The organism is Dyadobacter chenwenxiniae, assembly GCF_022869785.1.
Lineage (GTDB): Bacteria > Bacteroidota > Bacteroidia > Cytophagales > Spirosomataceae > Dyadobacter > Dyadobacter chenwenxiniae.
In genome coordinates, this window is record NZ_CP094997.1 from 355,064 (window position 1) to 378,921 (window position 23,858).

Consider the following 23,858-nt stretch of genomic DNA (forward strand, 5'->3'; position numbering starts at 1 on the left):
TCAATGTTACAAGTGAAATGATTGTCAGATTCCCAGGTTAATGCCGACTGTGTACTGGCGTGCACGCGGATAAGCATCGTAATCGTCACCTCTGTTGAGGTTATTCTGTCCCTGGTTGTTTACCTCGGGATCAAATCCTTTGTATTTGGTGAACAATAGCAAATTTTGGCCACTCACATAAACCCTGGCATGCCGGATAATCTTGTTGCTGACAGGCACCGTATAACCCAGTGACAGGTTTTGCAGCCGCACAAATGATCCGTCCTGAATGAAGAAAGATGATCTTCTGAAAGAGATAAAGTCGCGGCGGCCGTCGATAACGGGTCGTGGCGCATCGGTGTTTTCGGGTGTCCAGGAATCAGTCAGGATGTTTCCGATCTGGTTGATCTTCTGCACGCCGTCACCCATTTCGGACTGTTGCAGGTTACGGACTTTGTTGCCATGCACGCCTCGGAAAAATACTGAAAGGTCGATTCCTTTGAATTTCACAGTTGTGTTGGCACCCCAGGTAAGTTTCGGGTTTGGATCGCCAATGATTTTGAAATCATCGGTTGTGTATTTCCCGTCGCCATTTACGTCCTCGTATTTGGGGTAACCTGCTTTGGCTGAGAAAGTTTTGCCTTCCTCTTCGCTTTGGAATAATCCTACATAATTGTATCCGCGCCATACGCCGATGGGATTACCGGCCTCTACCCAGCTTCCCAGTACGCCCAGGTGACTGCTTGTCGTGTTGGCAAAGAACGGTGTGCTTTTTCCCAGATCCACGATCTTATTCCTAAGAACAGATACATTCCCGCTCACATCCCAGGTAAATGACTTTGAGCTCATTAACTTATAACTGGCAGCAAATTCGAGCCCTTTGTTGCTCAGCGAGCCGGAATTGAGCATAATGGTGCTGAAACCGGTGCTTTGCGGAATGGAAACGTCGAGCAACAGGTCAGTGGTTTTGTTTTCAAATGCGTCCACCGTCAAAGTCAGGCGGTTGGATAGCAAGGCAAAGTCCAGGCCGACATTGAGCATGGAAGTGCTTTCCCATTTAAGATCATTGTTGGAGATCCTGTTGGGCCCGTAACCCGAAACGAGCGCCGGCGTAGCGCCGAAAACGTAGTTATAGGGAACCAGACCAGCCACGGAGCGGTAAACCGGGATTTGCGAATTTCCTGTAAGTCCATAACTGGCGCGCAGCTTGAAATCGTCAAACACGGTGGCAAGTCCTGAATTTTTGAAAAAGCCTTCATTGACAATACGCCAGCCGATTGCAGCAGAAGGGAATGTTGCCCATTTGTTATTCGGCCCGAATTTGGAAGAACCGTCGCGGCGCAATGTGAATGTGAGCAGGTAACGGTCTTTGAAATTGTAATTCACGCGGCCCAGATAGGAGAGCAGTTCCCACTCAACACGGCCCGAATTAGGAACCAGCGGGCGACTGCCATTTTGCATATTAACGGCTTCAATGTCGTCGGACGGAAGACCGCGTGTTGCATTGGATTCAAAATAATTGAGCTCTTTCTGATAGGTGTAGCCTAATGTTACATCCAGGAATTGTCCTGTGGCGATTTCTTTGTTATAACTTAAAATATTCTCATTCAGCAGGTTATTGCTGTTTCGGTTGGCCTTTTGTAACTCGCGGTCATTCTGGCGGCCGAGATATGTGAAGTTATTATAGAAAGTCGTGCGACGCGCATTCACCAGATCCACGCCAATGCTTGTACGGAATTTGAGCCCTTCGATAATATTGAAGGTTAATGCTGTTGTCCCAAAAAGCCTGTTGGTCCAGTCGCGGTCATATCCTTCCATGGCTTCTGCGAGCGGATTGGTCAGGAAGCGCTGGTCGTAGCTGGCATACTGATAGCCGCCATTTGCATCATAAACACCCACGGTAGGATCCAGTCCAAGCGCAGAAATCACGATCCCACCCGGGCCTCCGCGGTCCGTGGGGACATTGCTGCTGCCCGAGCGGTTGAATGACCAGCTGTTGCTTAATGTTGCCTTTCCTTTCAAAAAGTCATTGTCTAAATTCATGCGGAAACCATATCTGTTGAAATCTGTATTTTTTATGATCCCGTTGTTGTCCAGATAATTACCAACGAACGCGTAACGCATTCCCTTGGTGCCACCGGTAAATGAAAGCTGGTGATTGGACAATGCGCCGGTGCGCGAAATCACATCCCACCAGTCGGTGCCTGCACCGATCTGGCTGATTTGCTGGTCCGAATAGCGCGGGTTTCCGCCCTGGCTTTTTTCCAATAAATTGATGTAACGCGCATAATCGCTTCCATTGAGCACGTTCACTTCATTGGCTATGCTTTGAAACGAATAGGAGCCGTCATAATCCACGCTGCTTTGTCCTTCCTTACCGCGTTTGGTGGTGATTAATATAACCCCATTGGCGCCTCGGGAACCGTAAATGGAAGTCGCAGAAGCATCTTTTAATATTTCAATGGATTCAATTTCGTTGGGGTTAATGGTGGCCATGGCGTTGGTCGGCTGGCGGTTTCCTGTCGTTCCCAATGCGTTGTTATCGGGATACATCGGAAATCCGTCGATCACATACAGTGGCTCGCTGCCGCTGTTGATCGAGTTTGCGCCACGCACGCGGATGGAAATTCCGCCTCCCGGTGCTCCCGAAGTCTGCGTTACCTGCACACCCGGCGCCCGCGACTGGATCGCCTGATCCACAGATGTTACGGGCATTTCGCGGATCGCCTCGCTTTTAATGCTGGACACCGAGCCTGTCAGGTCACTTTTTTTGACAGCACCATAACCAATCACCACGATTTCTTCCAGCGATTTGTTTTCCGGCTCCATCACCACAGCCATTGAATTTCGGTTATCTACGGCCAGTTCCTGCGCTTTATAGCCCACAAAACTAAAAACCAGCACAGCGCCTGCTCTTTCAGGAATTTCAATCTCAAAATCGCCATCCTTATTGGTGGTCGTTCCTTTTTGCGTGCCTTTCAAAACCACGCTTACGCCGGGCAATCCTGCATTGGTTTCGTCTGTCACTTTTCCTTTGATGAGCTCGGCTGCGGGCATGGCCGCTTCCTGCGTTTGCTCCTGCTGGGTGGGTGCGGGCACATTGTTGGTTGGCGAGGTCAGTAATATTCTTCCGGAAGTCAGCTGGTAAGCAATGTGCAGTGGCTCAAAAAGCGTCGTTAATGCTGTCGCCAGCTTTTGATTAACAATGTGAATGTTGACCGTCCGGTCCGCTCGAATGGCTTTCTGGCTGTAAGCGAATTTTACCTGGGCCTGCTCTTCCAGATCGCGCAGTACATCTTTCAATGCTGCATCCTGCGAGTGGATCGTGACTTGTCTGTCCATTATCTCCTGCGCGCGGCTTTCAGTTGTCGCATAGGTGAGACTGGTGAAGGCAACGGCGAAAAGGAATTGAGCGAGTGTTAGTTTCATGAGAATGCACAGTGATGCACACCATTTTAATTGTAGGTTTCTTTGCATAATTTTGTTGGTTCTATTTTGAGAAAAACAGGACGTTGGCCACATGCTCTTTCTGTCCAAGGATTTTACATGCAGGCCTAATCAATGCCGGCGGTGTTCTAGCACTGCCGGTTTTTATTTACTCAGCTTTTTTGTCAGCATATTTAAGGGATTTAGGTTAAGAATAAGGGAGTTAAAGGTCATTCACAGCCGCGGCCGTTGATAAGTATGCGCGTTCCTTTGATCTCATAATCAGCGCCGATCGAGCCGCAGACCAGATCTAGTTTTTCATAAAGCGGCAGGTCGGTAATGTCTCCGGTGAATGTGCATTCAGCCAGGCGGTCATTGGCAAAAACGATTTCAATGCCGTAAGTTTTGTGAAGCGCTTCCACGATGCTGCCCATTACGATGTTATTGAAAACCAGCCTGGATTCGTCGGCATTGATGCTGGCTTTTACCGGCGCTACGACCAATCCGGTCATCAGATGTCTGCTTTCAGGGAAATAGGTGACGCGCTGATTGGGTGTGAGCACGACGCCATTGGATTGATGATCGGGTGATTTTTCTGCAAACGAATCGTCATTTTCAAATACCGAAACCTTTCCAGTAACCACTTCCACTTCCAGCGCCTGGCCTTCTGAGTTTGTTTTGATCCTGAAACTTGTTCCTAACACCCTGGTAACCAGCTTTCCGCTGTAAACAAAGAATGGCTTATCCGGATTTTTGGTAATCTCAAAAAAGGCATCTCCCATCAGTTGGACTTCGCGTTTATCTTTCGGGAATTTTTTCGGGTAAATGATCTTGCTGCCCGGAGTTAATGTTACAGCGCTGCCGTCTTCCAGCATGATCTTGCGGGTAATGCTGGAATGGTTCTGTTGTGTAAAAAGTTGGTCAGCAGGAGCTTGCACCAGGATCTGCTCGCTTTTAGCAACCGGATTTAACGCTGTTTTACCAAAAAAAACATAGCCGCAGATCGCAATGATAACCGCTGCTGCTGACAGATAAGGCGCTGCTCGCTGCCACAGGCTGCGGACCGGTTTGGTTTCCTGCAATTTGTCTTCTCGGATTTCGGCCATTAAATGGTCCAGGATGCGACTTTCCATATTTTCGCGTTCCGCACCTGAAAGGCCGGACGTGGAATCTTCATGGAGATTTTCGTACCAATAATGAATCTTGGCAACCTCCTCTTCCGAACATTGTCCGTTCTGATATTTGAGCAGCAAAGCCTGAATTTCCTTTATATTCATCGACAAGCGGTTGTTATCTTTGACTATAAGCCGGGAAAAAGGCACGCGTCCCTAAATAAGTTTAAAACTTATTTGAAAGATTATATATATGTAGCCAAATCGGATTGAAATTGTTTTAAAAATACAAATCCAAAGTTGAAGCGTGAGTGGCTAGTTTTACTGGGAGAGAAAAGCGGTAACGGCAACAAGTAATGTGTAAAGCGCCTGTTTAAGATGGTTGCGGACAGACTTGGTGGCTTTGGTAAGGTGATACTCGACGGCCTTTTCCGACAAGTCAAAATGCTTGGCAATGCGGTTGATAGGCCAATGTTCAAGCTTGTAAAGCCTGAATATCTCACCAGATTTTTCGGGCAGGACGTGCAAACCTTCCTCAATCTGAGAAAGTAGTTCTTTCAGGGCGATCTGGTTTTCTGTGTTGCATTCACTCAACGAATCAAAATCGCCCGCGTTTCCCAAATAGTCCCCCTTGGTAATATTGTTGCGAATGTGGCTGATGACTTCGTAGCGCACAGCGGCAAAAAGATAATGGTCCAGATTGTTGATTTTCAAAGTGATCCGCTCTTTCCAAAGCCTTAGGAAAATGTCCTGGATGATCTCTTCGGCGGCTTCTTTATCTTGAAGCTTGCGATAAGCCACAAGGAACATTTTATACCAGTAACGCTGGTAAATTACAGTAAAGGCTTCTTCACTGCCTTGCTGTAATGCTGTTATAAGATGTTCATTTTCAGGATTGTCAGTCATGCCGACCCAGTTGTTTTAACAAAAAAAGATCAAAGGGATGAAGGCAAATTTATAATAATTATTTGAATATTTTTATTTGACAATATTCTTATTTGAATGTATAGATATACAAAACCAAGCCGCGGATTTGAACGCTTTTGTACATACGTTATATCTGTTCTTCCCAGAACTGAAAAAGCGGGCTGACCAGTATTTTCCAGGTCCGGGATTTTATTGTTTCACTAAGCCTCGGAAGGAGGAAGTTCAATGATGGGCAGCTGAACGAGTTCCGAAATGCTGTTCAGGAATGGATCAAGGGCATTACAATCCCCGATCAAGATGCTTTGCCGATCATTATCTTGGAGAATAGCGGAAAAATATGTTCCGCCGCCGCTACGGCCCGGATACACATTTTCGAGTTGAAATTGGGTCACAACTGCCAGCGGAAAAATCATTGCGTGATCCTTGTTTGCAAATCCGACTTTACCGTTGGCCTCATCCATCCAGATCAAAAATTGCTTCTCAGGAGAAAGCATGCTGGCCGCTAGTTGGGGTGTTTTTAGGAAGTAACGCGATCTGCGAAAGTCGGAACCAATGGTAAATGATTTGTCCAAAAGCATTAATTTGCTTATTGTGCCGTTTTGCTCGTATTCGGAATCTATCAGGTAATCGGGATACGCACGCTCATTTTGAACGGCCAGATAAGCGTAGCCCGATTCATAACCGTGCTGGCTGTCGTACCAGTAGATCAGTGAGAATTTTAAGCCCTCAAAGTGCCAGTAGCATGCATTCTGGTCATTTCTTTCGTATCCTTCATTGGTTTCACCCAAGACTGCAACGAGCGCTTTTTTAGCTAAAAAATAATTTTGATCACCATTCCCGTCCATGTGCAGATTGGTGTAAAAGCTGTCCAGAGGAACATCAAGGCGAAGATGAATCGGTAAATAGTAACGCCAATCGTCCAATATCAAATTGCCCAGCTGAACCGGGTGACGAAAACAGAGTTCGGTCAGTTCGTACTCGTTTTTTTGTTGGTATACAAAAGCGGAACCGGCCAATGCTTCCGAGGTCATATCCCAGCTTATTTGCTGTTCAGGCTGCGAATGAATACAAAATCCCCTGGCCAATGCTTTTCTTAAATCAGTTGGCTCAAACTGCTCTGAAATTCTGCCATTATTGGAATTGTCACCCCGCCAGAGTTCGGTTTTTTGAGGTTTGTTCTTATTTAGATTTTCATAAAAGACCTTTTCATCCAGCGAAAGCCGACGTGCCAAATGCTGGAAGAAATTTGCAAATCCGTTGACCGAACACGGGATGAAATGTTGATGGTAATCATTGAGAACCAAATTCTGACAACTTTCGGTCATATACAGATATACATATTGGAGCTTGCTCAAATCGATAACCGTTTCGCGAAAACCTTCCCGCGGCGAGTAAATGACCTTATCGTCCGCTATGCGCACATTCCCCTCCGATTTTGCCCGTGCAGCGGCCGGCGATTCTGCATTGAATAACCACTTGAACCAACGATTCATATGTATTGCTGTTCAACCCGACGGCAGTTCCGTCAAAGGCATTTTCACGAATATAAGCCTAAGGCGGCTTATATTTCGAACATGTTATTGACTGGTGCATGGTGTTAATGTTTGACTATTTTTTTATCAACACCATTAACCCGAATCACATAAACCCCGGGTGTCCAGGTGCTGATGTCCAGTTCGTAAGTGAGCGTGCCGGGATTATATGTCCGGATTTTCCTCCCGGATGCATTGATAATATCAAGTTGCTGGATTTTGCTTTCCGAGTTAACGCGAATAAAGGCAGAAGTTGGGTTAGGGTAAATACTGATCTGACCTTCGCTTTTTATTTCCGCCGTTACAATGCTGCTGAATGCATATGTGCCGTCGCGGTCTGTCATTTTCAGCCGGTAATAGTGACGGCCAGCCGGTAAATCAGCGTCTTCAAACTGGTAATCGGTGTTTTTTACAACATTGCCTTGTGCATTTACGCGGCCCGTTTCCGTGAAATTCTTCGCGTCCGAACTTCTTTGTACTACAAAATGCGAGCTGTTGGATTCCTGCGAAGTCTGCCATTTCAAGTGGGTAACTTTTCCTTCCGCTTGCGCAGTCAAAGTAATCAGCGTTACCGGCAGCTGGCTACCTGGGTCGGTGGTCAGCGGGTTGGGATAAAGTGGCACGGACAAGCTGTTGGTGGCTTTTCCGGCCAGCACTTTTTTGGTGTACCCGCCCAGCGCCATATACCAGTCGGGCGTGAGATCGTAGCCGTCGGCATCCAGCGAGAGGAACCAGGTGTTGCCGCCCTTAGGCGTATGGGCAGCAAATTTTTCCATTTTAAAGAAGGAGGTGGCTTCGTCCACTTCATCAAACATAGCCAGGTAAACCATATTGGCGCCCTCATTTATTACATTCTGCGATTGTTGCCACAGAAAACTGCCGCCATTGCGGGGGATTGAGTTCTTGATGGCAGCAGAGGGGTTGTTGCGGTAAGTTTGCAGGTTGAACCATGAAAAGCCTGGAAAGATTACCGGCATATAATCAATGCTTTTAGGGGCCAGATAAGCCATGTCGGGGCGTATGGTGTTGATTGCGAAAGCGCTCGCACCACTTTCATTGTTGTATCGCCCTACCGACCAGGGACTTACGACATCCAGCAGATCATACACCGCAAGCCACGCCGCTGAGTGGTCGCGCCAGTTGTTATTGAGGCCTCCCATAATGCTGGCGCGGTATTTTGGGTTATCTGTCGGATCGGCCGGATCACCTTCTTTAAACCATCTGACGAGTTTTTCCGAACGTGCAGCCGTCGCTTCCGGACTGGAAGCAAGCCCTAAGCCCCACAATGCAACGAGCGGTTTGCCTTTGTGCCACAGATAGTTGCTTTCAGAGGTGACACCCATTTCATCTACCAGCCGTTTCCAGTCGGCGATCACCTGCTCGGTGGAAGTGGCGTCGGCCCCGGAAAGATCATACATGATCGCGTATACGCGTCCGTATTTGTTGCTGGCCGTTTGCACATTTTCAAGCACTTTGTCGAAATGCCTGTGGACGCGTGTGTCCGTCGTACGAAAATAATCCAGGAAGCGCTGTTGGAACACGCCATCGATCTCGTGCTGCTGCATCCATTTGAAATGCTCATCAACAGTGTTATAACTGTAACTTGAGAACAGTTTAGCGGGAGAGCCATTGGCATATGTCATATTGGTGGCCACCAGTTCGCTTTGCGGATAATTGCCCATGTAGGGCCACATGTCCACAGTAGAAGTAGCGTGTTCCGGTGCTCCGCCAAACCAGTGCAGCCACCAGTTGTGCGTAGGCGAGCCGTCGGAGGGCAGCCCAAACCATCCCTGGTACCCAAACATTACTTTGCCGTTCAGCGTATTATTTGCGGGGTTGGCAGTGGTTGCCGGTGCGGGTTCATAAAACTCGATTTCGTCAATCTTGGCGCTAATGCTGCCGTTCAAAGGCTGGCTGACGTGGAAGAAATTGATGGCGCCAAGATTTGGATTTCCGATCTTAGTAGCATCCGACAAATGCAAAATGACATGGTTCCAGCCATTCTGAATCTTTTGCGCAGCGATGTTCCAGTGGAATGCATCGTTGCCAGCTTGCCCTGAGGAGGAGAAAACAATGTTACCTGCGCCATTGAAAAGGCCTGCATCGGAAACATAAAGCCAGAATTTGGCCATGCCTGAGGCTTCGCTGACAGCCGTGTTAAATGGCGTTGTATTCAAAGTGAACCAATTAGCCCCTGAACCCGTCCTTGTTATCGATCCGGCGCCCAGGATTTTATTAGCATTGTCAACAGCAACATTCTGGGTTCCTGACCAACCTGCCGTTTGATCTGCCTTATTGAAGATCTTTGCGCCGATCAGTTCGCTGCCTTCATAACCCTTGGTAAAACGGATATTGTCGATCTTGATGGTAACCGATTCTCCGGCATTAATGGGTTTATAATATCTGAAAAAATTGATCGCTGCCAGATCGGGATTGCCCGACTTGCCTGCCGCACTCAGCCGCAGCACGACGTTGTTCCACCCATTCCTCAGATTAACGCTTCCTGTTCCCCAGCTGAACTCATCGGTGTCGGGATTGCCCGAACTAGTTATTTCAAACTGTCCGTCCGAAGCACTGAATCTGGTAATGTCGGAAACAAAGAGGGAAAATTGCAGATAGGCAATGTTGAGCTCGCCGGCCGAAATCCCGGTGTTCAATGGAGCGGCGAAATTTTTCCTGAAACGCTCTGTATTACCGCCCTCGGATTTGATCGAGAAGCCGCCTTGTACGGGAGCGTCGTTGTCCAGACTAAGCGCATTGCTGCCGGCGCCCCAGCCCGTAAGCGACTCACAATCATCAACGGGAATCACTTGGGCATACCCCGGAAAACCCAGGATTAAAAATAGCAGTAGTAAATAACTTTTTTTCATAGTACGCATGGATTTGGTGAAAACTCAAATCTCGCGTTGCACCTATAATTTTTGCTTAACTATGAATTAATAAAGAATTAATTTAAATTTTTTTCTGAAAAATGAAGTCGTTTATTTTTGACGCAGTTTTTGGGGCCGGGCTATGCTTGCTTAGAATTTGTTCGAGGTATCAAAACGCAAAAATGGGCGATCCCGAAAGATCAGCCCATTTTTCTTAACGTTGAGTATAAACAGCCAATTATAGTAATACTTTTACGACCAAAAACCAGTACATCGGAAGACGTCAATTTTATCTTTAAATAAGTATATCGAATTTATTTAACGGTTACAATAACGGTTTGATTAATGAAATAGGCATCGTTGTTTGACGCCCGTCTTGTGGAAGCCGGCAAAGGAGCAGCTTAGTTTGGAATGAACTTGGGAACTACATTGCTTTTCGGTTCGAGCGTTCGCAGGTAGGCGTAAATGGCTTTCAGGTCGTTTTCTCGCATCCCGGAATACATCGACCAGGGCATGACCGTATTCATATCTTTCGGCCCAACTTTATGCGCTATGTAATTGGAATCCCTGTAAATCTTGAAGCGTTTAACAAAAGCTTCCTCGCGCCATGAACCGATCCCGGTTTGAATGTCGGGACTGATGTTTTTGGAGGTAATTGTTCCCGAAGGAAGTTTGAATTCCTGTCCGCCTCCAAACTCACTGCCCGGCACCATATCCCCTTTTTCTCTTTTACTATGGCATTCTACGCAGCCAGCGGCGTTTACCAGGTATTTTCCCGTCGCCACAACATCGTCTTCCGAAGGCCTTTTGCCCAATGTTGCCTTTGATGGCATTGTATTGAGCAAAATAGAAACTGGGAAATCAGCCTCAGAGGCCGGAACATCTTTTTTTACTGGTTTGAGCGTCCGGACGTAGGCGATAATGCTGTAAATGTCTTCCTGATCCATTTTGCCATACGCATGGTAAGGCATAACCGGAAATATTGCATTTCCATTTTTCTTTACTCCTGTTGTGATCGCGCGGAAAAGTTCGCCATCCGACCAGCTTCCAATGCCATAGGGCGTAATGTTTCTCGAAATAAATTTACCCGGGAAGCCCATTTCCTGGTTGAAAATCTCGCCGCCACTTCCCATATCACCAGCTACGACCGGACCTGCAAACAGGCTCCAGTCACGGGTGCTGTGACAATCCATGCAGACATTGACATGATTGGCCAGGTATCTGCCGCGTTCGATCCTGGCAGGCGTTCTTTCGACGGTAAGTTTGGGCGCATCACCGACATTTGGCAGGGCCATTTTCACATAAAAACCGGCTGCAACGGCCAGGACAACGCAGAGAAGGAGGACGATCCCAATGATTTTGAAGAGCTTTTTCATAACGTAAGGTGAGGGGTTTTTCTAAATTGTAAAAATAGAAAAACCCCTCACTTTACCATAAGCTAAGTCTTTCAGTGTGAGCTATTTTGGGTGGAACTTATTAAGCGGTAAAATGATAAATACCGTAACAGCCGTCCATTTAACAAATCAATAGAATGCACATTTTTTAGATTGTAACGGCTTGGCTTTTTTTTGGAATCCCCTAAAAAAGACTTTTTACGATAGGCAGAGCTCCTAAGGTGATTTTGGAAAAAGCGCTATCTAATAATTTGCTCAATAAGCGACCTGTAATGTACATCCTGACCAGTTTCCGTTAGCCAGTCGCGCACGATGAATTTGAAGAAAAGCATAGGTGGTTCGTGCTGGTCAATAGCAGCCTGAAAATAGTTCAGCGCCTCATCCACATCACCGAGCGAGGCGTGAACAATGCCCATATCATAATTGGCTACTACCTGGGTTTTGCTGAGCGAAGCCATTTGGGTCAGGATATCACGCGCACTTTCCGTTTCCTGGGAGAGCCCGAATAATACGCCGCAAGCGCTCAGGGTAATGCCATTATAGTTTATTTCCAACGCGTTTTCCAAAGCTTCCTGAGCTTCCGGAAAACTTTTTAGCGTGATAAGGTTGAGGCCAATGATCAGGTGACCACCCCAGAAAGAAGGCTCCAGCGCTACCAGTTTTTGTCCCTGCCGGACGGCTTTTTCAAAATTTCCCGCAATCCAGTATACGTATGCGGCGTAGAAATTATTGATCAGCGAGAAAGGTTCCAGCGATAACGCCATGGCAGTCTGCTCTTCTGCTTCCGCGTATTTACTGCTCAGTGCCAGGTAAAGCGCATATTGCCCGATCAGATCGGCTGCGTTCCAGTTCAATTCCAGTGCTTTGCGGAAGGACGCAGCAGCACTTGCAAAATCCCATTCGTTCAACATTTGCATGCGTGCTAAGGCCAGATAACTTTCGGCAATGCCGCTATCCAGCGCAAGCGCCTGACCAGTGGCCTGCTTCATAAGCGGCAATGCTTTCGCGGCTGGAAGGTGCCTGTAAAACCACATATTCAGGTAACATGAAGCGATGCCTGCGTATGCAATTGCGTAAGTAGGGTCGAGGGCAATGGCAGATTCGAAGTAACCGATCGCTTTATGATAGGAATCCGGTCCGGCGAATTTGTTATGATAAAAACGCCCTCGTAAATACAGCTGGTAGGCTTCCTTGTTGTTGGTATATCGTTTAAAAGCAGCAACTGGTTCTTCACCAAGAAGCTGCACCTGGATGGCGCTTAAAATGGCCAGTGCAATTTCGTCCTGAATATCGAAAATGTCATCCAGTTCCCGGTCATAATGTTCGGACCAAACGACACTGCTATCATTTGCACGGATAAGCTGCACATCAACAAGCAGTCTGTCGCCTGAATTCCTGATACTTCCCTGCAATATATGTTGGACGTTCAGTTGTTCACCGATCCATTTCAGATCCTGCGTTCTCCCCTTAAAAGTGAAAGATGAAGTCCGCCCGGCTACTTGCAAACCCGAAACGCGGCTCAATACATTGATGATTTCTTCTGTGACCCCGTCACTAAAATATTCCTCTTCGGGATCGCTACTCAGGTTAACAAAGGGCAAAGCGGCAATCGATGGCTTCATGACTCAAGAAGTTGGTATGCATATGTTTTTACTTGCTGCGCGGCAGCGCCTGCCGACGGCGTAATATCGCCACTTAATAATTAAGTTTTTTTATTAAAAGGTTTTGCCAAATATAGTGCAACCATGTTATGCAACATGGTGTCTAAAGGAAAAATGGCAAATCTAACTGCTGCGCTATGAAAAATCGCTTTCTACTATTTTTTCTTCTGGCCATTGTCTCATCCTGCGTCACGGATGGCGACGATTTTTATGAGCGGATCCCGTTCGACGGCACAGGCTACACGCCTATTTATAAAACGGCAGAAGAGATGGCCAAAATAGAGGTTATCGGGGCGCAGCCGTTGTCCAAGCCGGGCAAGATATACGTGCTCGAACCTTATCTTTTTATTAATGAATCGGGTAAGGGCATTCACATCGTTGACAATTCCGATCCGAAAAAACCGCAAAATATTTCCTTCATTTCTATTACCGGAAATTATGATATGGCAGCGAAAGGTACATTTTTATATGCTGATAACTTGACCAATCTGGTCGTTTTTGACATCAGCAATCCCAAAGTGCCCAAGCTGACCAAAACAGTGCCGAATGCTATTCCCGTCAATAATTATCCGCCATTCGACGGAGTCTATTTTGAATGCGTGGAAAGCAAAAAGGGCATTGTAACAGGCTGGGAAAAAGTGCCGATGTCCCAAAAACCTAACTGCATGCGGTAGCAGCATTGAAACACGCATTTTAACTGACAAGCGAAAACTGGTTTTAAATATGAAAAGATTTGCGCCATTTATTTTTTTAGGGCTGGCTATTCTGGGATTGCTCCTGATATTGAGCGGCTGTGATGGTGACAGGACCGACTCCGCACTAAACCCGCAAACCGGTGCCGGAGGCTCCATGGCGCGGTTTGCGGTAACCGGGAACACCTTGTACATTGTCTCAAAGGAATCGCTGGAAGTGTACGACATCAGCCAGGGCGCCAGTCCGGTAAAAACAGTCAAAAAGGACATGGGCGTGGGGATAGAGACGATTTTTCCTTACCGGGATAACCTCTACGTAGGAGCGATGGACGGCATGTACATTTATGATAATTCTACGCCAAGGGATCCGAAGCTATTGACCAAATATCAGCATGTCCAGTCGTGTGATCCGGTGGTGGTTCAAGGCAAATACGCATATGTGACGTTACGGAATGGCGTCACCTGTCGGCCCGGCAACACATTAAGCTCACTGGACGTGGTCGATGTCAGCAATCCTGCACAACCTGTAATGGTACATTCGCAGCCTATGACCTCGCCTTACGGACTGGGCGTTTCAGGCAATAAGCTATTTGTGTGTGAAGGAACCAAGGGCTTTACGGTGCTGGATATAACCAATCCGGCAGCGCCTTTATTCAAACATACATTCGAGGAATTACCGGCCTATGATGTCATTGTCAGGGACAAACACTTGATTATAACGGGAGAGAAAGGTCTGTTCCAATACAAGTATGACGATGCGGACAATGTTGAATTTTTGAGTAAGATTCCGGTTTTATGAGAATGATATTAGCTATTCTTGCTGGTTGCTGCATGCAGGGTTTTGCGTGTTTCGGACAGATTGATGCCGAATCAGCCCAAAAGCATGTGATTATAAAGTTTTCGCCGCTGGCACTGGTTGATTTTGACAATTCGGTGCAGTTCGGCGTTGAAGTCCCGTTGGGCAAGAGTGGTTTGTCATTGCAGCAAGATCTGGGTTACGGCCCTACTGGAATGAACATGTGGTACGAACCGGGAGATGACCGTCCCAACAAGGAAACTTTTAAAAGCAGGACGCAGCTACGCTATTATTATTTAACCAGAAGACGTATGAAGCCCTACGTTGCCGGTGAACTATTATTGAAAAAGGTCATTTACAGCGACAATAAGTGGGTTGGAATGGAATGCGAGCAGCCTTGGGGCGATTGCAATTATTTTGAAAATAAACTGGTCAAAACCAGACGGATGGTGCATGCCGGCCATGCCAAAGCGGGCATGCAGTTTTATTTCAGCAGCCGTATCGCGATGGATCTTTTTGCCGGCGTGGGTTTCCGAAACATCCGCGTCCGCTCTATCTCGGATCTTCCCGCCAACACAAGAATCCCCAGAACCGACCGCTGGTTCGAATATGATACGCCCGGCACCAATGAATTCATTCCGAGCCTGGCCATGGGGGTTCATTTTGGGATTATACTGGGGAAGTTTGAGGACTAGATTTTTACCTGTAAAGTCAGGTAAAATCCTCTGCCGTCCGACGGTAAAATGCCTGGGCCAGGGTAGCCGGTGGCGCGGCGGGTGAAGTACATTTGGTTGGCCATATTGTTGATGCTGGCTTCGGCTTTCAGGCGCTTCCACTCGTAGGAAAAGCTCAGGTCCATAATCTTGTACGCAGGAATAAGTCCGACAACCGAGGAAACACCGCCGTCGATGGCATTGGTTGCTTCTGAGAATTGATCGGTCAAATGGGTGAGCTGGAACGAGCCTTTCAGCTTTTTATAACCGACTCTTAAACCCGTTTTCAAATTTACCTTTGGCACAAATTCAACTTCATTGCCCTGAACACCAGGAATTTCACTTTTTCTATACTCTGATTTAATTAATGCAATGTTTCCAAAAAGAACAGTGCTCCAATCCTTTGCTTCGGGACTTGCGAGCTTGAAAAAATCGGCTTCGGCGTAAGATTCCACGCCCGTAATAACAGCTTGACCTACATTGCTCCTTAACCGCAAAACGCGGTTGCTTTCATCATAGAACTGCACTTCGCCAATACGGTTATTATAATTCAGGTAAAAAAGGCTGATGTCATAATTGAAAAACGCCGTTTGATGGCTTCTGACGCCCAAATCAATGCTGTAACCTTTCTCATCTTTAAGGTTAGGATCAATCACCGAAGAAGGATTGGCAATGCGCATGTCGCTGAATGTGATGGAGCGGTAATTCTGCGAGATGTTACCGTACATTTCAACGTTGGAATGTGGCTTAAAGCTTACGCCAACCCCAGCCAGAATAAACTGACGGCCGTTTTTGCGGTACTCGTCTGTACGCGTAATGTTGATAATGTTCCCTGCCAGGTCGCGTGAAATGCTGCCGTAAAAACCGTCCGCAGTGGTTTTAATGTATTCAAACCTGACGCCCGGTGTCACCGAAAGGCGGTCTGTGAGGTAAAAAATGTTTTCGGCAAAAAACGAGACATTGCGGTTTGGGAAGCGGTAATCATATGTGATGAAGCGTTCCGGCTCTACGAAATTAAAGTCGGCGTCTTTGCCATTGCTTCCCACGCCTTGCAGGCTATGGTTGTAGCCGTGGTAATAACGACTGCCAACGAGCAGCACAGATAGTTTTTTGGCAAGCGCATATCTTTTCAGATAGCGCGCTTCGGCTCCCCAGTTGGTGAAATCACCCTTGATCAGATCGCGTTCGCTGTTGTCATCAATAGTTGCCACGCGGTTGGGCCGGAAACCAAGCGAATAACGGTGCGCGGCCAGTCCGAAAACGCGTAAATTGAAGTCGCTGGTTGCATTTATTTTCTGGTCAAAATGCAGGGCAAGCATATTCCAGCCCACCTGAAACCAGTTTCTTTCCCGGTTTGTCTGCCTGGGATCCTGCGCAAACATCGCATCGGAAAGCCCGCCGGGCTGCTTGGAAAGATAATCCATGTGGGTAATGTCGATCCCGATACTTGTTTGATCCGAAATTTTGTAGTCAACGTCCGCGTAAGCCGTTTTACTTTCCAGATGTGAGTTTGCGCGCCAGCCGTCGGCCTTTTTATATTGGAAAAAAGTGTAATAGCTCAATTTTCCCACCGTTCCGCTTGCGCTGGTGAATGCATTATAAAACCCGAATGAGCCAATGCTCTGGCGGGCGGTGATTTCCAGTTTTTTGTTTTCAACAGGCTTTCTCATCACAAAATTGATCAGCCCGCCAAACTGCGTTCCATATTGCAGCGAAGCTGCGCCGCGCACGATCTGAATGCGTCCGACGGCCTCGATAGGAGGAGTGTAATAACTTTCAGGGTAACCCAAAGCATCGGCACTGATGTCGTGGCCATTCTGGCGGACATTGAAATTGGAAGTCCGGTTGGGGTCCAGTCCGCGGCCGCCGATGCTTAGCTGTAAACCGCTTCCGTCATTTTCCCAAATGTTAAGACCGGCAACCCTTGAATAAACCTGACGTGCATTATTGGTAGAAAGGTTGGCCACAAGCTGGTCGGGCGTGATGACTTCGGATTTTTTGCCTTCATAAATCCCCATATTTTCAACGCCACGAAGCCTTGAAAAACCAAAATCAGTTGCTTTTTCCGTGACCGTCAATTCTTTCAAATCCCTGTCTTTGGAAATGCTTCCGGCAGCTTCGACGCTGTCGGGTTTTGGAGAAGCTTTTTCGGGAGTGCGCGATTGCGCATAAGCGACACTGGATAGGGCCAGCAGGAAAAAGAGAATGTCAAAGCCCCTTAATTTCATCATTGAAAGGAATAATCCAGGATTTGTGTTGGAAGGAATCTGTTTGTTTGGCCAAATCTATGGCCGGATCGATCATGGGTCTGCCCATTCTGCCATTGAGCGCAACGTAGGAATCTACGTAAACCTGAGGCGAATCAAAACCCGCCGCGGCATAGTGGTCGCGGAGCATGTGCGCATATTGCAGGATCATATCGGGCTGGGTAGACATCATTTTTTCCTGCAAGCGTGTCAGGAAATCGTTGTTATTGACAATTTGTTTCTTGCCCGACGCGTCCATGACCGTGAACTGTGTATAGCCCGCTTTTTCCATCAGCATAACCCGCCATGAAAACCGGTAACCTTCCTCGGTCCAGAAAAGCTCGTCGGAATACAGCAGATAGCGGAAAGGAAATGCGATTTGGAATATAAAAAAAAGCGCGAAGACCGCCAGTAGGAATGGTTTGCTAATGCTGGAAACAATGTAAGATCGCTTTGGTCTGATAAATTGAATTGGCAAATTTAAAGCAAAACAGATCATGTCGATTACCTTCTGGTGAAATTCACCAGGGAAAAATACGAGCGCAGTAGCGATCATAATATAAGGGAACATGCCGATGGGGAAAAGAACTGCGGTAAGCACGTGAAAAATGATCACCGAAACGAAGGCATATGGGCGGGTTTTTTTGTTCCAAAGTAAAAATCCGATGCTCAGATCATACAAACAGCCAGCCCAGCTGAAAAAGTAAGGCGTCCATTTGTAGTTGAATAGGCTCCCGATCAAGGGAAGATCGTTTTTTGCGGGTAGCCAGATTTTCAACGGCAAAGCGTGCAAAAGCCAGTCGCTGTTCAACTTTGCCAGACCGGCGTAGAAATAAATGATGCAAACCAGCAAGCGAATGCTGTCGATACACCAGCTCGGGACCTGGTCGGCCAGTAAGCGTTTGTTCCGATAAGCGTCTACCGAAAATGATGCATGGGCTGGCAAAAAGATGAGCATAAAGCTCACCATACTAACAAAATAATAGTGGTTCAGGTAAGTGCTTTTATCGATCAGTTCTATATAAGTAAATGATAGAAAGAGCATTATAGCGGCAAACCTATAAAAAATTCCGAGTGCGACCAAGCATGCGGCCACTGCACAAATCGCAAACAGCACATAAGTCCATTCTCCCAAAGGCCTGATAAATTCAAAGCCGTAAAATGTAAAATGGAATTTGGGCAGAATGTAAAGGTCGCTGATCCAGCCTTTTGCCCAAAAACGGCAAATGCTCAAAAAGAGCATCATGCCGAAAATAACCCGGAAAAGAGCCAGCGTTGCGGCCGGAGCATATTTGTTAAAATAAGCCTGCATGGCTTGTGCGTTTAGTCGCCGTCGTTATCCGTGTAGGTGATGGTTATGCTCATGGCTGAGGTCATGTCCACTTTCAGCATCCTGACAGCCTTTTGCATTTCATTGTATGTGTCTTTCATAACCTGATTATTGGTTTTCACCTCTTCAGACAAATTCGGTTTCAGCGCATTAAGCTTGGTTTTGCTTGCTTCAAATTGGGCGTTGAGCAGCTCGGTAAGCGATTTGCCGGTGCTGCTGTCTTTGGCGCCTAATGCGTCCAGATATGTTTTCAGCGATGGACCGGTTGCTTCTGACCTGGCATTTTTTCCGTTGAAGAAATCAATGTAAGCCTGGTGGGCGGTTTTAGCGAGGACCAGCGAAATGTCTTTTTTGTAAAAAGCTTCTACTTTTTCAGGAGCGGGCACGCCATTGAGCATGGCGCCCGAGGGAATTCCGAATTTTCCCGAACGAATATAACGCTCGTAATGAAGCACATATCCATTCACTAAAAGGGAGGTTGAAGAGCCGATGTCCAGGCCGGTTTTGGTAACAAATGTTTCCTTATACGCGCCCTTCCATTCACCGGTTACTTTGTCCAGAATGCTGTCCATGCGGTCTGTAACGCGGTTGATGTAAGCCAATTTGGCGGCTGCATTAGGGGCTGTTGTGTATTGGGCAATAATGGCCGCGTCGGTTGCACCTATGCCGTTGATCAGGTAATCCAGGGCAGGAAATCCTTGTTTTGGATACGAGTCCGGGGTTTCCAGGCTCGCATTCGGATCGGCAATGTTGGCCGCAATGCCTTGCTCGCTGGCTGGATAAATATTGAAAAAATTGCGGATTGTGTGTTTTTCACCCGGACCAAAATCAAACAACTCGACCTTCTGCCATTCGGTGTAAGCGTCCACCCAGGCCGTGCGGAATTCGGTAAGCGTGGTGGCGTCGGGTTTGGCGGCGAATGCGTTGGATTTGGTCACCATCACATCAAACTTGCCCTGAAAAGAATCGTAGGATGGGATAATAATGTTGTCGGCCAAATGCGTTAGCATGGCGGCCCGGTCTTTTCCTTCGTCAACTGGCGTCGGCTCGGGCTTTTCTTTTGAGTCCGAACAGCCCAGGAAAAAAAAGGTCAGCAGGATCGCCAGATAATTCTTCATTTTCATTAGTGGTCAGTTTTTAAACAATAAATGGTGGATTGGCGGTTTTACCGCCAATCCACCGAAGGGTCAGGAATAATCCTGTGTATTATAACTTAAACTTCGCTGTTATTGCGTCCGAAGCTGCATTGATCTTGTCGTTAGTCAGGTCCCAGAATCCGTTTGGTGAGCCCATCAAGCCCAGTAGGATTGCATCTGAAAATGCCGCGTCGGCTCCATTGATCTTGCAATAACGCAAAGAGTAAATGAACCCAAGACCTTCGCCGATTGCATGTGCGCGTGCAGCGTCAGTTGTTCCGCTTTTCCATTTTCCAAGATAACCCAATGCAGCAGAAGCGATCGCTTTCTCCATTTCGGTCCTGATAAATGTGGCCTGTGTTTTTGCCTCAGCTTTATCGTTGTTTACAATTGCAGCACGTCCTTTTACAAATGCGGGATGGATCTTTGCGTAGCTGGCTTTGTTGTATTCCCAGATATATGATCCGATGAAAGTTTCGTTTGAAGTTCTTGTTGCATCAGTCGCACCCGCCAGATAAACCGGGTTTAATGTTAGCATGCCGTAAGCTTCGTCCCAGTTGTGCTCGAGTGCAGTATATTTTTTGCCTGAAACCAAAGCCGAATTGTCAGCTTCCAGTCCTTTGTCCAGCAACACATTGCCAATATAATCCAGCTGCAATGCACCAATAAGGCCTTTTTGAATGATCTGTGCATGCTCAATTCCTTTTGCGTCGACCAGATAAGTTCCCAATTTGCCCGCAGCACCTTTGGCAGCAGCCTGCTTTTACCGATTTGCTGGCAGTTTCCAGGGAAGCAAAGCTGGTGGCCAGATATGCCTGGGCAGCTTCTTTTTCAGCGGTCGTTTTTGACGAAGCAGTTACATCTTTCAACTGAACGCCCGATCCGTTCAGGTCAGCGCCTTTAATGTTGATTGTGGAGGTAGAAATGTCCTTGAACGGGCTGCCTGTATTGGTATACATGTTTGCCATCGTTGCAGCGCTCACCTGCGCGGTATCGCGAACGGATGAACCCATATAATAGTTAAGCGCCTGAAACATTTTATAACGCGCATTACCAGTTGTCAAATCGACCGTTGTATCGCCTTTTGCATCAACAAACAGGCTTTTTGTAGGGCGTAGTAGGAGTTACTTTTGCATAATCGATCTTCGTGCGAAGCTCGGTGGTGGGAGGGGTTACTACGGATTCATCATCTTCGGAGCAGGCGGACATGCCCGCAATTAGCATAGATGCGAATAGTAGATTGCGCAGTTTGAAATGTGTAAGCATTTGTTGCAAATCTTGTTTTGTCAGGAAATGTGAGAGGTTGCTTATTTAGACTAAAACTAAGCGGGGGCAAACATATGCATTATTTAGAATTGGAACAAATTGTTGCAGATGATTTGTAGGTTCAACGTTGCGGTAAAATATAAAAAGACACTTTCCGATGATTTCAAGTTTATTAAACCTGAAATCATCGGAAAGTGTCTTAATCCAATTTAATGTCAGAAGCCTACGACGACTTAGCTGCCGCTCTCCGCTTTCTTTTTGCTATCAAACTTTTTCTCTGCCGTCTTTGCTTTTTCAAAATCGAGCACAACGCCGTTGATGCAGTAACGCAGGCCGGTAGGAGGTGGGCCATCTTCAAAAACGTGGCCTAAATGTGATTTGCATTTACCGCACATTACTTCGGTTCTGCGCATGCCGTGGGTGTTGTCGGCTGCTTCCAAAATTGAGCTTTTGCTGATCGGCTCAAAAAAGCTCGGCCAGCCGCAGCCGCTTTCATATTTAGCATTGCTTTTGAACAGTGCATTGCCGCAAACAGCACAATAGAATGTTCCAATTTCTTTCGAATGCTCATATTCGCTGGTGAAAGGACGCTCGGTGCCTTTCAGTCGTGCCACTTCATAAACTTCCGGGGAAAGGACTTTTTTCCATTCTTCATTGCTTCTATTGGCCGCGCCTGAATCTGTTTTTGAATAGGCCGGGCTTTTTTTCTGCTCTTTCTGCGCCGGCGAGGATTGGCCGTAGCAGCTTTGCAGCATTAACGCGAACACGCCTGATAGTAAGAGCGCGATGGACTTTTTCATGCTGTTATAGTTTTGATGTTTTCTTATATACGATATGCCGGTGTCAATAGTTGAATGCACAGCACTTTACTAACAATATCACACAAAAAGAGATTCAACCCCTTTAAAACCGTTCAAGACGAGTGAACCATTAAATAGGCCAACTTCGGTAAATATTCATGTATTAAGTTTAATATTGGCAGTTACAAGTCAGCTCAACGTTGTTATGCAGGAAATTTTAAGGACTTTAAAAGTCAAGTATCCGGCTTTTTGGCAAGATACCCATGCCATTAGTTACATCAGAAAACAAACCCTTCGCTTTCTTTTACTTGCCTATTGTTTTATGGGCGTGTCGTTGGCAGTACTGCATCTTGTCCAGCATAAAAACTTTTTGCTTTGGAGGGTCCTGTTTTTCACCGCTCTCGCCGGGATAGGATATGAAATGCTTCGGCGGGGTGTGTTTTTTAAGAAAGTAGGGCATTATTCCTTGATTTGCCTTTGTCTGATCGTCCTGTCAACGGCCGTGTTATATCAGCAGGGACATTACCTGGTGACCTTCCAGTTCATTTTTGTTATTCTCAGTTCAGGCTTTTATATACTTGGCCCTCGATGGGGCATTTTTTATTCGCTGCTCAGTGTTTTCCTGGTTGGGTCGGTGGTTTTCCTAAACCAGTATTTTAACGTTGAAATAAAAATTCAGGCCTATGCTGTTGATACATATGCGCTTGCTTTTGCTCTTTTCTATAACTATCTGATGTTGATATACATCCATTTCTTTTTTTTCAAAGAGTCGGAACTGGCCAAAGCGAAAGAGACCACCTTGCTGAGCGAATTGAAAATTGCTGCGTCGCAGGCACGGGATCTGGCTGAGTACAAAACAAACTTCCTGATAACCATGTCGCATGAGATCCGCACACCCTTGCATGCGATCATTGGTGGTCTGGATTTGCTTTCTTTTGAAAACCCCAAAAGCGATCAGGCAAAGAACCTGGACAATGTGAAGTTCTCAGCTGAAATCCTCAGCTCGATTATCAATGACATTCTCAACTTGAATGACATAGAGGATCACCAGATCAAACTCGATAAAGTAGATTTTCAGCCCGCAACCGTTGTCGCGGACATTTGTCAAAACCTGGCGGCGGCCGCCAGCAATAAAGGTTTGGTGCTGACCTTGCATGCTTCGCCGGAGTTAAGTACATTTTGGGTGCAGGGCGACCCGGTTCGTCTGGGCCAGATTGTGATGAACCTGATCAGCAACGCTATAAAGTATACAGACCAAGGTTCGGTCGTCGTAACGGTTTCGGCGAAGCGAATTACCGGGCATCATGTGCAGCTCTTTTTTAGGTTTTCCGATACAGGAATCGGCATTCCTCCGGAAGTATTCCCTTACATATTTGAGCCGTTCAAACTCGTCAATTCGGGAATGAAAAAACAATATCATGGCACTGGCCTGGGTTTGTCTCTCGCACAGCGGCTTGTGAACCTGCATGGCGGAAAGCTCGACTTTACCAGCCAGGAGGGCGTCGGCACTTCATTCTTTTTTGACTTATCCTATTCACTAAGTCAAAAGCCTGTATCCGCTCAACGGCCGGCTTTGGGAAGTAAGTCAGGGCCGCTCGATATCCATGTGCTGGTTGCCGAGGACAACAATATGAACGCAATAATTCTTAAAAGTTTTCTGCAAAAGTGGCATGTTAACTTCGACGTTGTTGATAACGGACTTGCGGCGGTGGAGGCCATGGCGGCCAATCGCTATCAGGTCGTTTTGATGGATATTAATATGCCGGTGATGGATGGAATTCAGGCAAGCCAACAGATCAGGGCTTTTGAAGACGATCAAAAAGCCAACGTCCATATCATTGCATTGACTGCAACCAGTAAAGAGTCACTTGAATCCAGCGGCGTGCTCAGCTTGTTTGACGACTGGATTTCGAAACCATTTCATCCTCAAATACTGTACGCCAAGCTTGCTGACATTGCCAAAATCAGCAGTTAACCC

18 protein-coding genes are annotated in these 23,858 nt (G+C 46.8%); 4 read left to right on the forward strand and 14 right to left on the reverse strand.

Annotated features, from left to right (window positions below; translation table 11 throughout):
• Window positions 1-24: 24 nt before the first annotated feature.
• The 7 genes from MUK70_RS01400 to MUK70_RS01430 form a co-directional block, all read right to left on the reverse strand.
• Window positions 25-3,408 (reverse strand): TonB-dependent receptor, encoded by a 3,384-nt coding sequence (locus MUK70_RS01400; RefSeq protein WP_234655694.1) that lies wholly within the window; start codon window positions 3,406-3,408, stop codon window positions 25-27.
• 227 nt (window positions 3,409-3,635) lie between these two features.
• Window positions 3,636-4,682, reverse strand: coding sequence for a FecR family protein (locus tag MUK70_RS01405; RefSeq protein ID WP_234655693.1), 1,047 nt, complete (start codon window positions 4,680-4,682; stop codon window positions 3,636-3,638).
• 156 nt (window positions 4,683-4,838) lie between these two features.
• Complete coding sequence (locus MUK70_RS01410; RefSeq protein WP_234655692.1) at window positions 4,839-5,423, reverse strand: RNA polymerase sigma factor; 585 nt, start codon at window positions 5,421-5,423, stop codon at window positions 4,839-4,841.
• A 221-nt stretch (window positions 5,424-5,644) separates the two neighbouring features.
• Window positions 5,645-6,937 (reverse strand): hypothetical protein, encoded by a 1,293-nt coding sequence (locus MUK70_RS01415; RefSeq protein ID WP_234655691.1) that lies wholly within the window; start codon window positions 6,935-6,937, stop codon window positions 5,645-5,647.
• Window positions 6,938-7,041: 104 nt separating this feature from the next.
• Window positions 7,042-9,846, reverse strand: a complete 2,805-nt coding sequence (locus MUK70_RS01420; RefSeq protein ID WP_234655690.1) for a T9SS type A sorting domain-containing protein — start codon at window positions 9,844-9,846, stop codon at window positions 7,042-7,044.
• Between the two features lie 401 nt (window positions 9,847-10,247).
• Window positions 10,248-11,222 (reverse strand): c-type cytochrome, encoded by a 975-nt coding sequence (locus tag MUK70_RS01425; RefSeq protein ID WP_234655689.1) that lies wholly within the window; start codon window positions 11,220-11,222, stop codon window positions 10,248-10,250.
• A gap of 257 nt (window positions 11,223-11,479) precedes the next feature.
• Entirely contained in the window at window positions 11,480-12,862 is a 1,383-nt protein-coding gene (locus tag MUK70_RS01430) for an AraC family transcriptional regulator (RefSeq protein WP_234655688.1), read from the reverse strand.
• A 176-nt stretch (window positions 12,863-13,038) separates the two neighbouring features.
• On the opposite strand from MUK70_RS01430, the gene MUK70_RS01435 reads away from it, so the two are divergent.
• Genes MUK70_RS01435 through MUK70_RS01445 form a run of 3 tightly spaced genes read left to right on the forward strand, consistent with a single transcriptional unit; the run spans window position 13,039 to window position 15,084 of the window.
• Window positions 13,039-13,575, forward strand: coding sequence for an LVIVD repeat-containing protein (locus tag MUK70_RS01435; protein ID WP_234655687.1), 537 nt, complete (start codon window positions 13,039-13,041; stop codon window positions 13,573-13,575).
• Between the two features lie 49 nt (window positions 13,576-13,624).
• Window positions 13,625-14,392, forward strand: a complete 768-nt coding sequence (locus MUK70_RS01440) for an LVIVD repeat-containing protein (RefSeq protein WP_234655686.1) — start codon at window positions 13,625-13,627, stop codon at window positions 14,390-14,392.
• A complete protein-coding gene (locus tag MUK70_RS01445; RefSeq protein WP_234655685.1) occupies window positions 14,389-15,084 on the forward strand; it encodes a hypothetical protein in 696 nt (231 codons plus the stop codon). The genes MUK70_RS01440 and MUK70_RS01445 overlap by 4 nt, the downstream gene beginning before the upstream one ends.
• On the opposite strand, the gene MUK70_RS01450 is transcribed toward MUK70_RS01445, so the two are convergent.
• The 7 genes from MUK70_RS01450 to msrB all read right to left on the reverse strand — a co-directional run bounded on the left by MUK70_RS01450 (window position 15,081) and on the right by msrB (window position 21,880).
• A complete protein-coding gene (locus MUK70_RS01450; protein WP_234655684.1) occupies window positions 15,081-17,333 on the reverse strand; it encodes a TonB-dependent receptor family protein in 2,253 nt (750 codons plus the stop codon). The genes MUK70_RS01445 and MUK70_RS01450 overlap by 4 nt on opposite strands.
• Window positions 17,311-18,660 (reverse strand): HTTM domain-containing protein, encoded by a 1,350-nt coding sequence (locus tag MUK70_RS01455; RefSeq protein ID WP_234655683.1) that lies wholly within the window; start codon window positions 18,658-18,660, stop codon window positions 17,311-17,313. Before MUK70_RS01455 ends, MUK70_RS01450 begins: the two co-directional genes overlap by 23 nt.
• Window positions 18,661-18,671: 11 nt before the next feature.
• Entirely contained in the window at window positions 18,672-19,802 is a 1,131-nt protein-coding gene (locus MUK70_RS01460) for an imelysin family protein (RefSeq protein ID WP_234655682.1), read from the reverse strand.
• 82 nt (window positions 19,803-19,884) lie between these two features.
• Complete coding sequence (locus MUK70_RS01465) at window positions 19,885-20,544, reverse strand: DUF4856 domain-containing protein (RefSeq protein ID WP_244784625.1); 660 nt, start codon at window positions 20,542-20,544, stop codon at window positions 19,885-19,887.
• Window positions 20,510-20,851 carry a hypothetical protein gene (locus MUK70_RS01470; RefSeq protein WP_244784627.1) on the reverse strand — a complete coding sequence of 114 codons (342 nt, stop codon included), beginning with the start codon at window positions 20,849-20,851 and terminating at the stop codon, window positions 20,510-20,512. The genes MUK70_RS01465 and MUK70_RS01470 overlap by 35 nt, the downstream gene beginning before the upstream one ends.
• 52 nt (window positions 20,852-20,903) lie before the next feature.
• On the reverse strand, window positions 20,904-21,080 hold the full coding sequence (locus MUK70_RS01475) for a hypothetical protein (RefSeq protein ID WP_244784629.1): 177 nt from the start codon (window positions 21,078-21,080) through the stop codon (window positions 20,904-20,906).
• Window positions 21,081-21,313: 233 nt separating this feature from the next.
• Entirely contained in the window at window positions 21,314-21,880 is a 567-nt protein-coding gene (msrB, locus tag MUK70_RS01480) for a peptide-methionine (R)-S-oxide reductase MsrB (protein ID WP_234601839.1), read from the reverse strand.
• A gap of 205 nt (window positions 21,881-22,085) precedes the next feature.
• Between msrB and MUK70_RS01485 the strand changes: the two genes are divergently transcribed.
• Window positions 22,086-23,855 carry an ATP-binding protein gene (locus MUK70_RS01485; protein WP_234655680.1) on the forward strand — a complete coding sequence of 590 codons (1,770 nt, stop codon included), beginning with the start codon at window positions 22,086-22,088 and terminating at the stop codon, window positions 23,853-23,855.
• The last annotated feature ends 3 nt before the right edge of the window (window positions 23,856-23,858 follow it).

What these genes read in the sequence shown, in the direction of transcription:
- MUK70_RS01450 (WP_234655684.1), bottom strand. Translation starts at nt 17,333, where the DNA reads ATGATGAAATTAAGGGGCTTTGACATTCTCTTTTTCCTGCTGGCCCTA.
- MUK70_RS01485 (WP_234655680.1), top strand. Translation starts at nt 22,086, where the DNA reads ATGCAGGAAATTTTAAGGACTTTAAAAGTCAAGTATCCGGCTTTTTGG.
- MUK70_RS01460 (WP_234655682.1), bottom strand. Translation starts at nt 19,802, where the DNA reads ATGAAAATGAAGAATTATCTGGCGATCCTGCTGACCTTTTTTTTCCTG.
- MUK70_RS01400 (WP_234655694.1), bottom strand. Translation starts at nt 3,408, where the DNA reads ATGAAACTAACACTCGCTCAATTCCTTTTCGCCGTTGCCTTCACCAGT.
- MUK70_RS01405 (WP_234655693.1), bottom strand. Translation starts at nt 4,682, where the DNA reads ATGAATATAAAGGAAATTCAGGCTTTGCTGCTCAAATATCAGAACGGA.
- MUK70_RS01415 (WP_234655691.1), bottom strand. Translation starts at nt 6,937, where the DNA reads ATGAATCGTTGGTTCAAGTGGTTATTCAATGCAGAATCGCCGGCCGCT.
- MUK70_RS01420 (WP_234655690.1), bottom strand. Translation starts at nt 9,846, where the DNA reads ATGAAAAAAAGTTATTTACTACTGCTATTTTTAATCCTGGGTTTTCCG.
- MUK70_RS01410 (WP_234655692.1), bottom strand. Translation starts at nt 5,423, where the DNA reads ATGACTGACAATCCTGAAAATGAACATCTTATAACAGCATTACAGCAA.
- MUK70_RS01425 (WP_234655689.1), bottom strand. Translation starts at nt 11,222, where the DNA reads ATGAAAAAGCTCTTCAAAATCATTGGGATCGTCCTCCTTCTCTGCGTT.
- MUK70_RS01440 (WP_234655686.1), top strand. Translation starts at nt 13,625, where the DNA reads ATGAAAAGATTTGCGCCATTTATTTTTTTAGGGCTGGCTATTCTGGGA.
- MUK70_RS01475 (WP_244784629.1), bottom strand. Translation starts at nt 21,080, where the DNA reads ATGCTTACACATTTCAAACTGCGCAATCTACTATTCGCATCTATGCTA.
- MUK70_RS01445 (WP_234655685.1), top strand. Translation starts at nt 14,389, where the DNA reads ATGAGAATGATATTAGCTATTCTTGCTGGTTGCTGCATGCAGGGTTTT.
- MUK70_RS01435 (WP_234655687.1), top strand. Translation starts at nt 13,039, where the DNA reads ATGAAAAATCGCTTTCTACTATTTTTTCTTCTGGCCATTGTCTCATCC.
- MUK70_RS01470 (WP_244784627.1), bottom strand. Translation starts at nt 20,851, where the DNA reads ATGTTTCAGGCGCTTAACTATTATATGGGTTCATCCGTTCGCGATACC.
- MUK70_RS01430 (WP_234655688.1), bottom strand. Translation starts at nt 12,862, where the DNA reads ATGAAGCCATCGATTGCCGCTTTGCCCTTTGTTAACCTGAGTAGCGAT.
- msrB (WP_234601839.1), bottom strand. Translation starts at nt 21,880, where the DNA reads ATGAAAAAGTCCATCGCGCTCTTACTATCAGGCGTGTTCGCGTTAATG.
- MUK70_RS01455 (WP_234655683.1), bottom strand. Translation starts at nt 18,660, where the DNA reads ATGCAGGCTTATTTTAACAAATATGCTCCGGCCGCAACGCTGGCTCTT.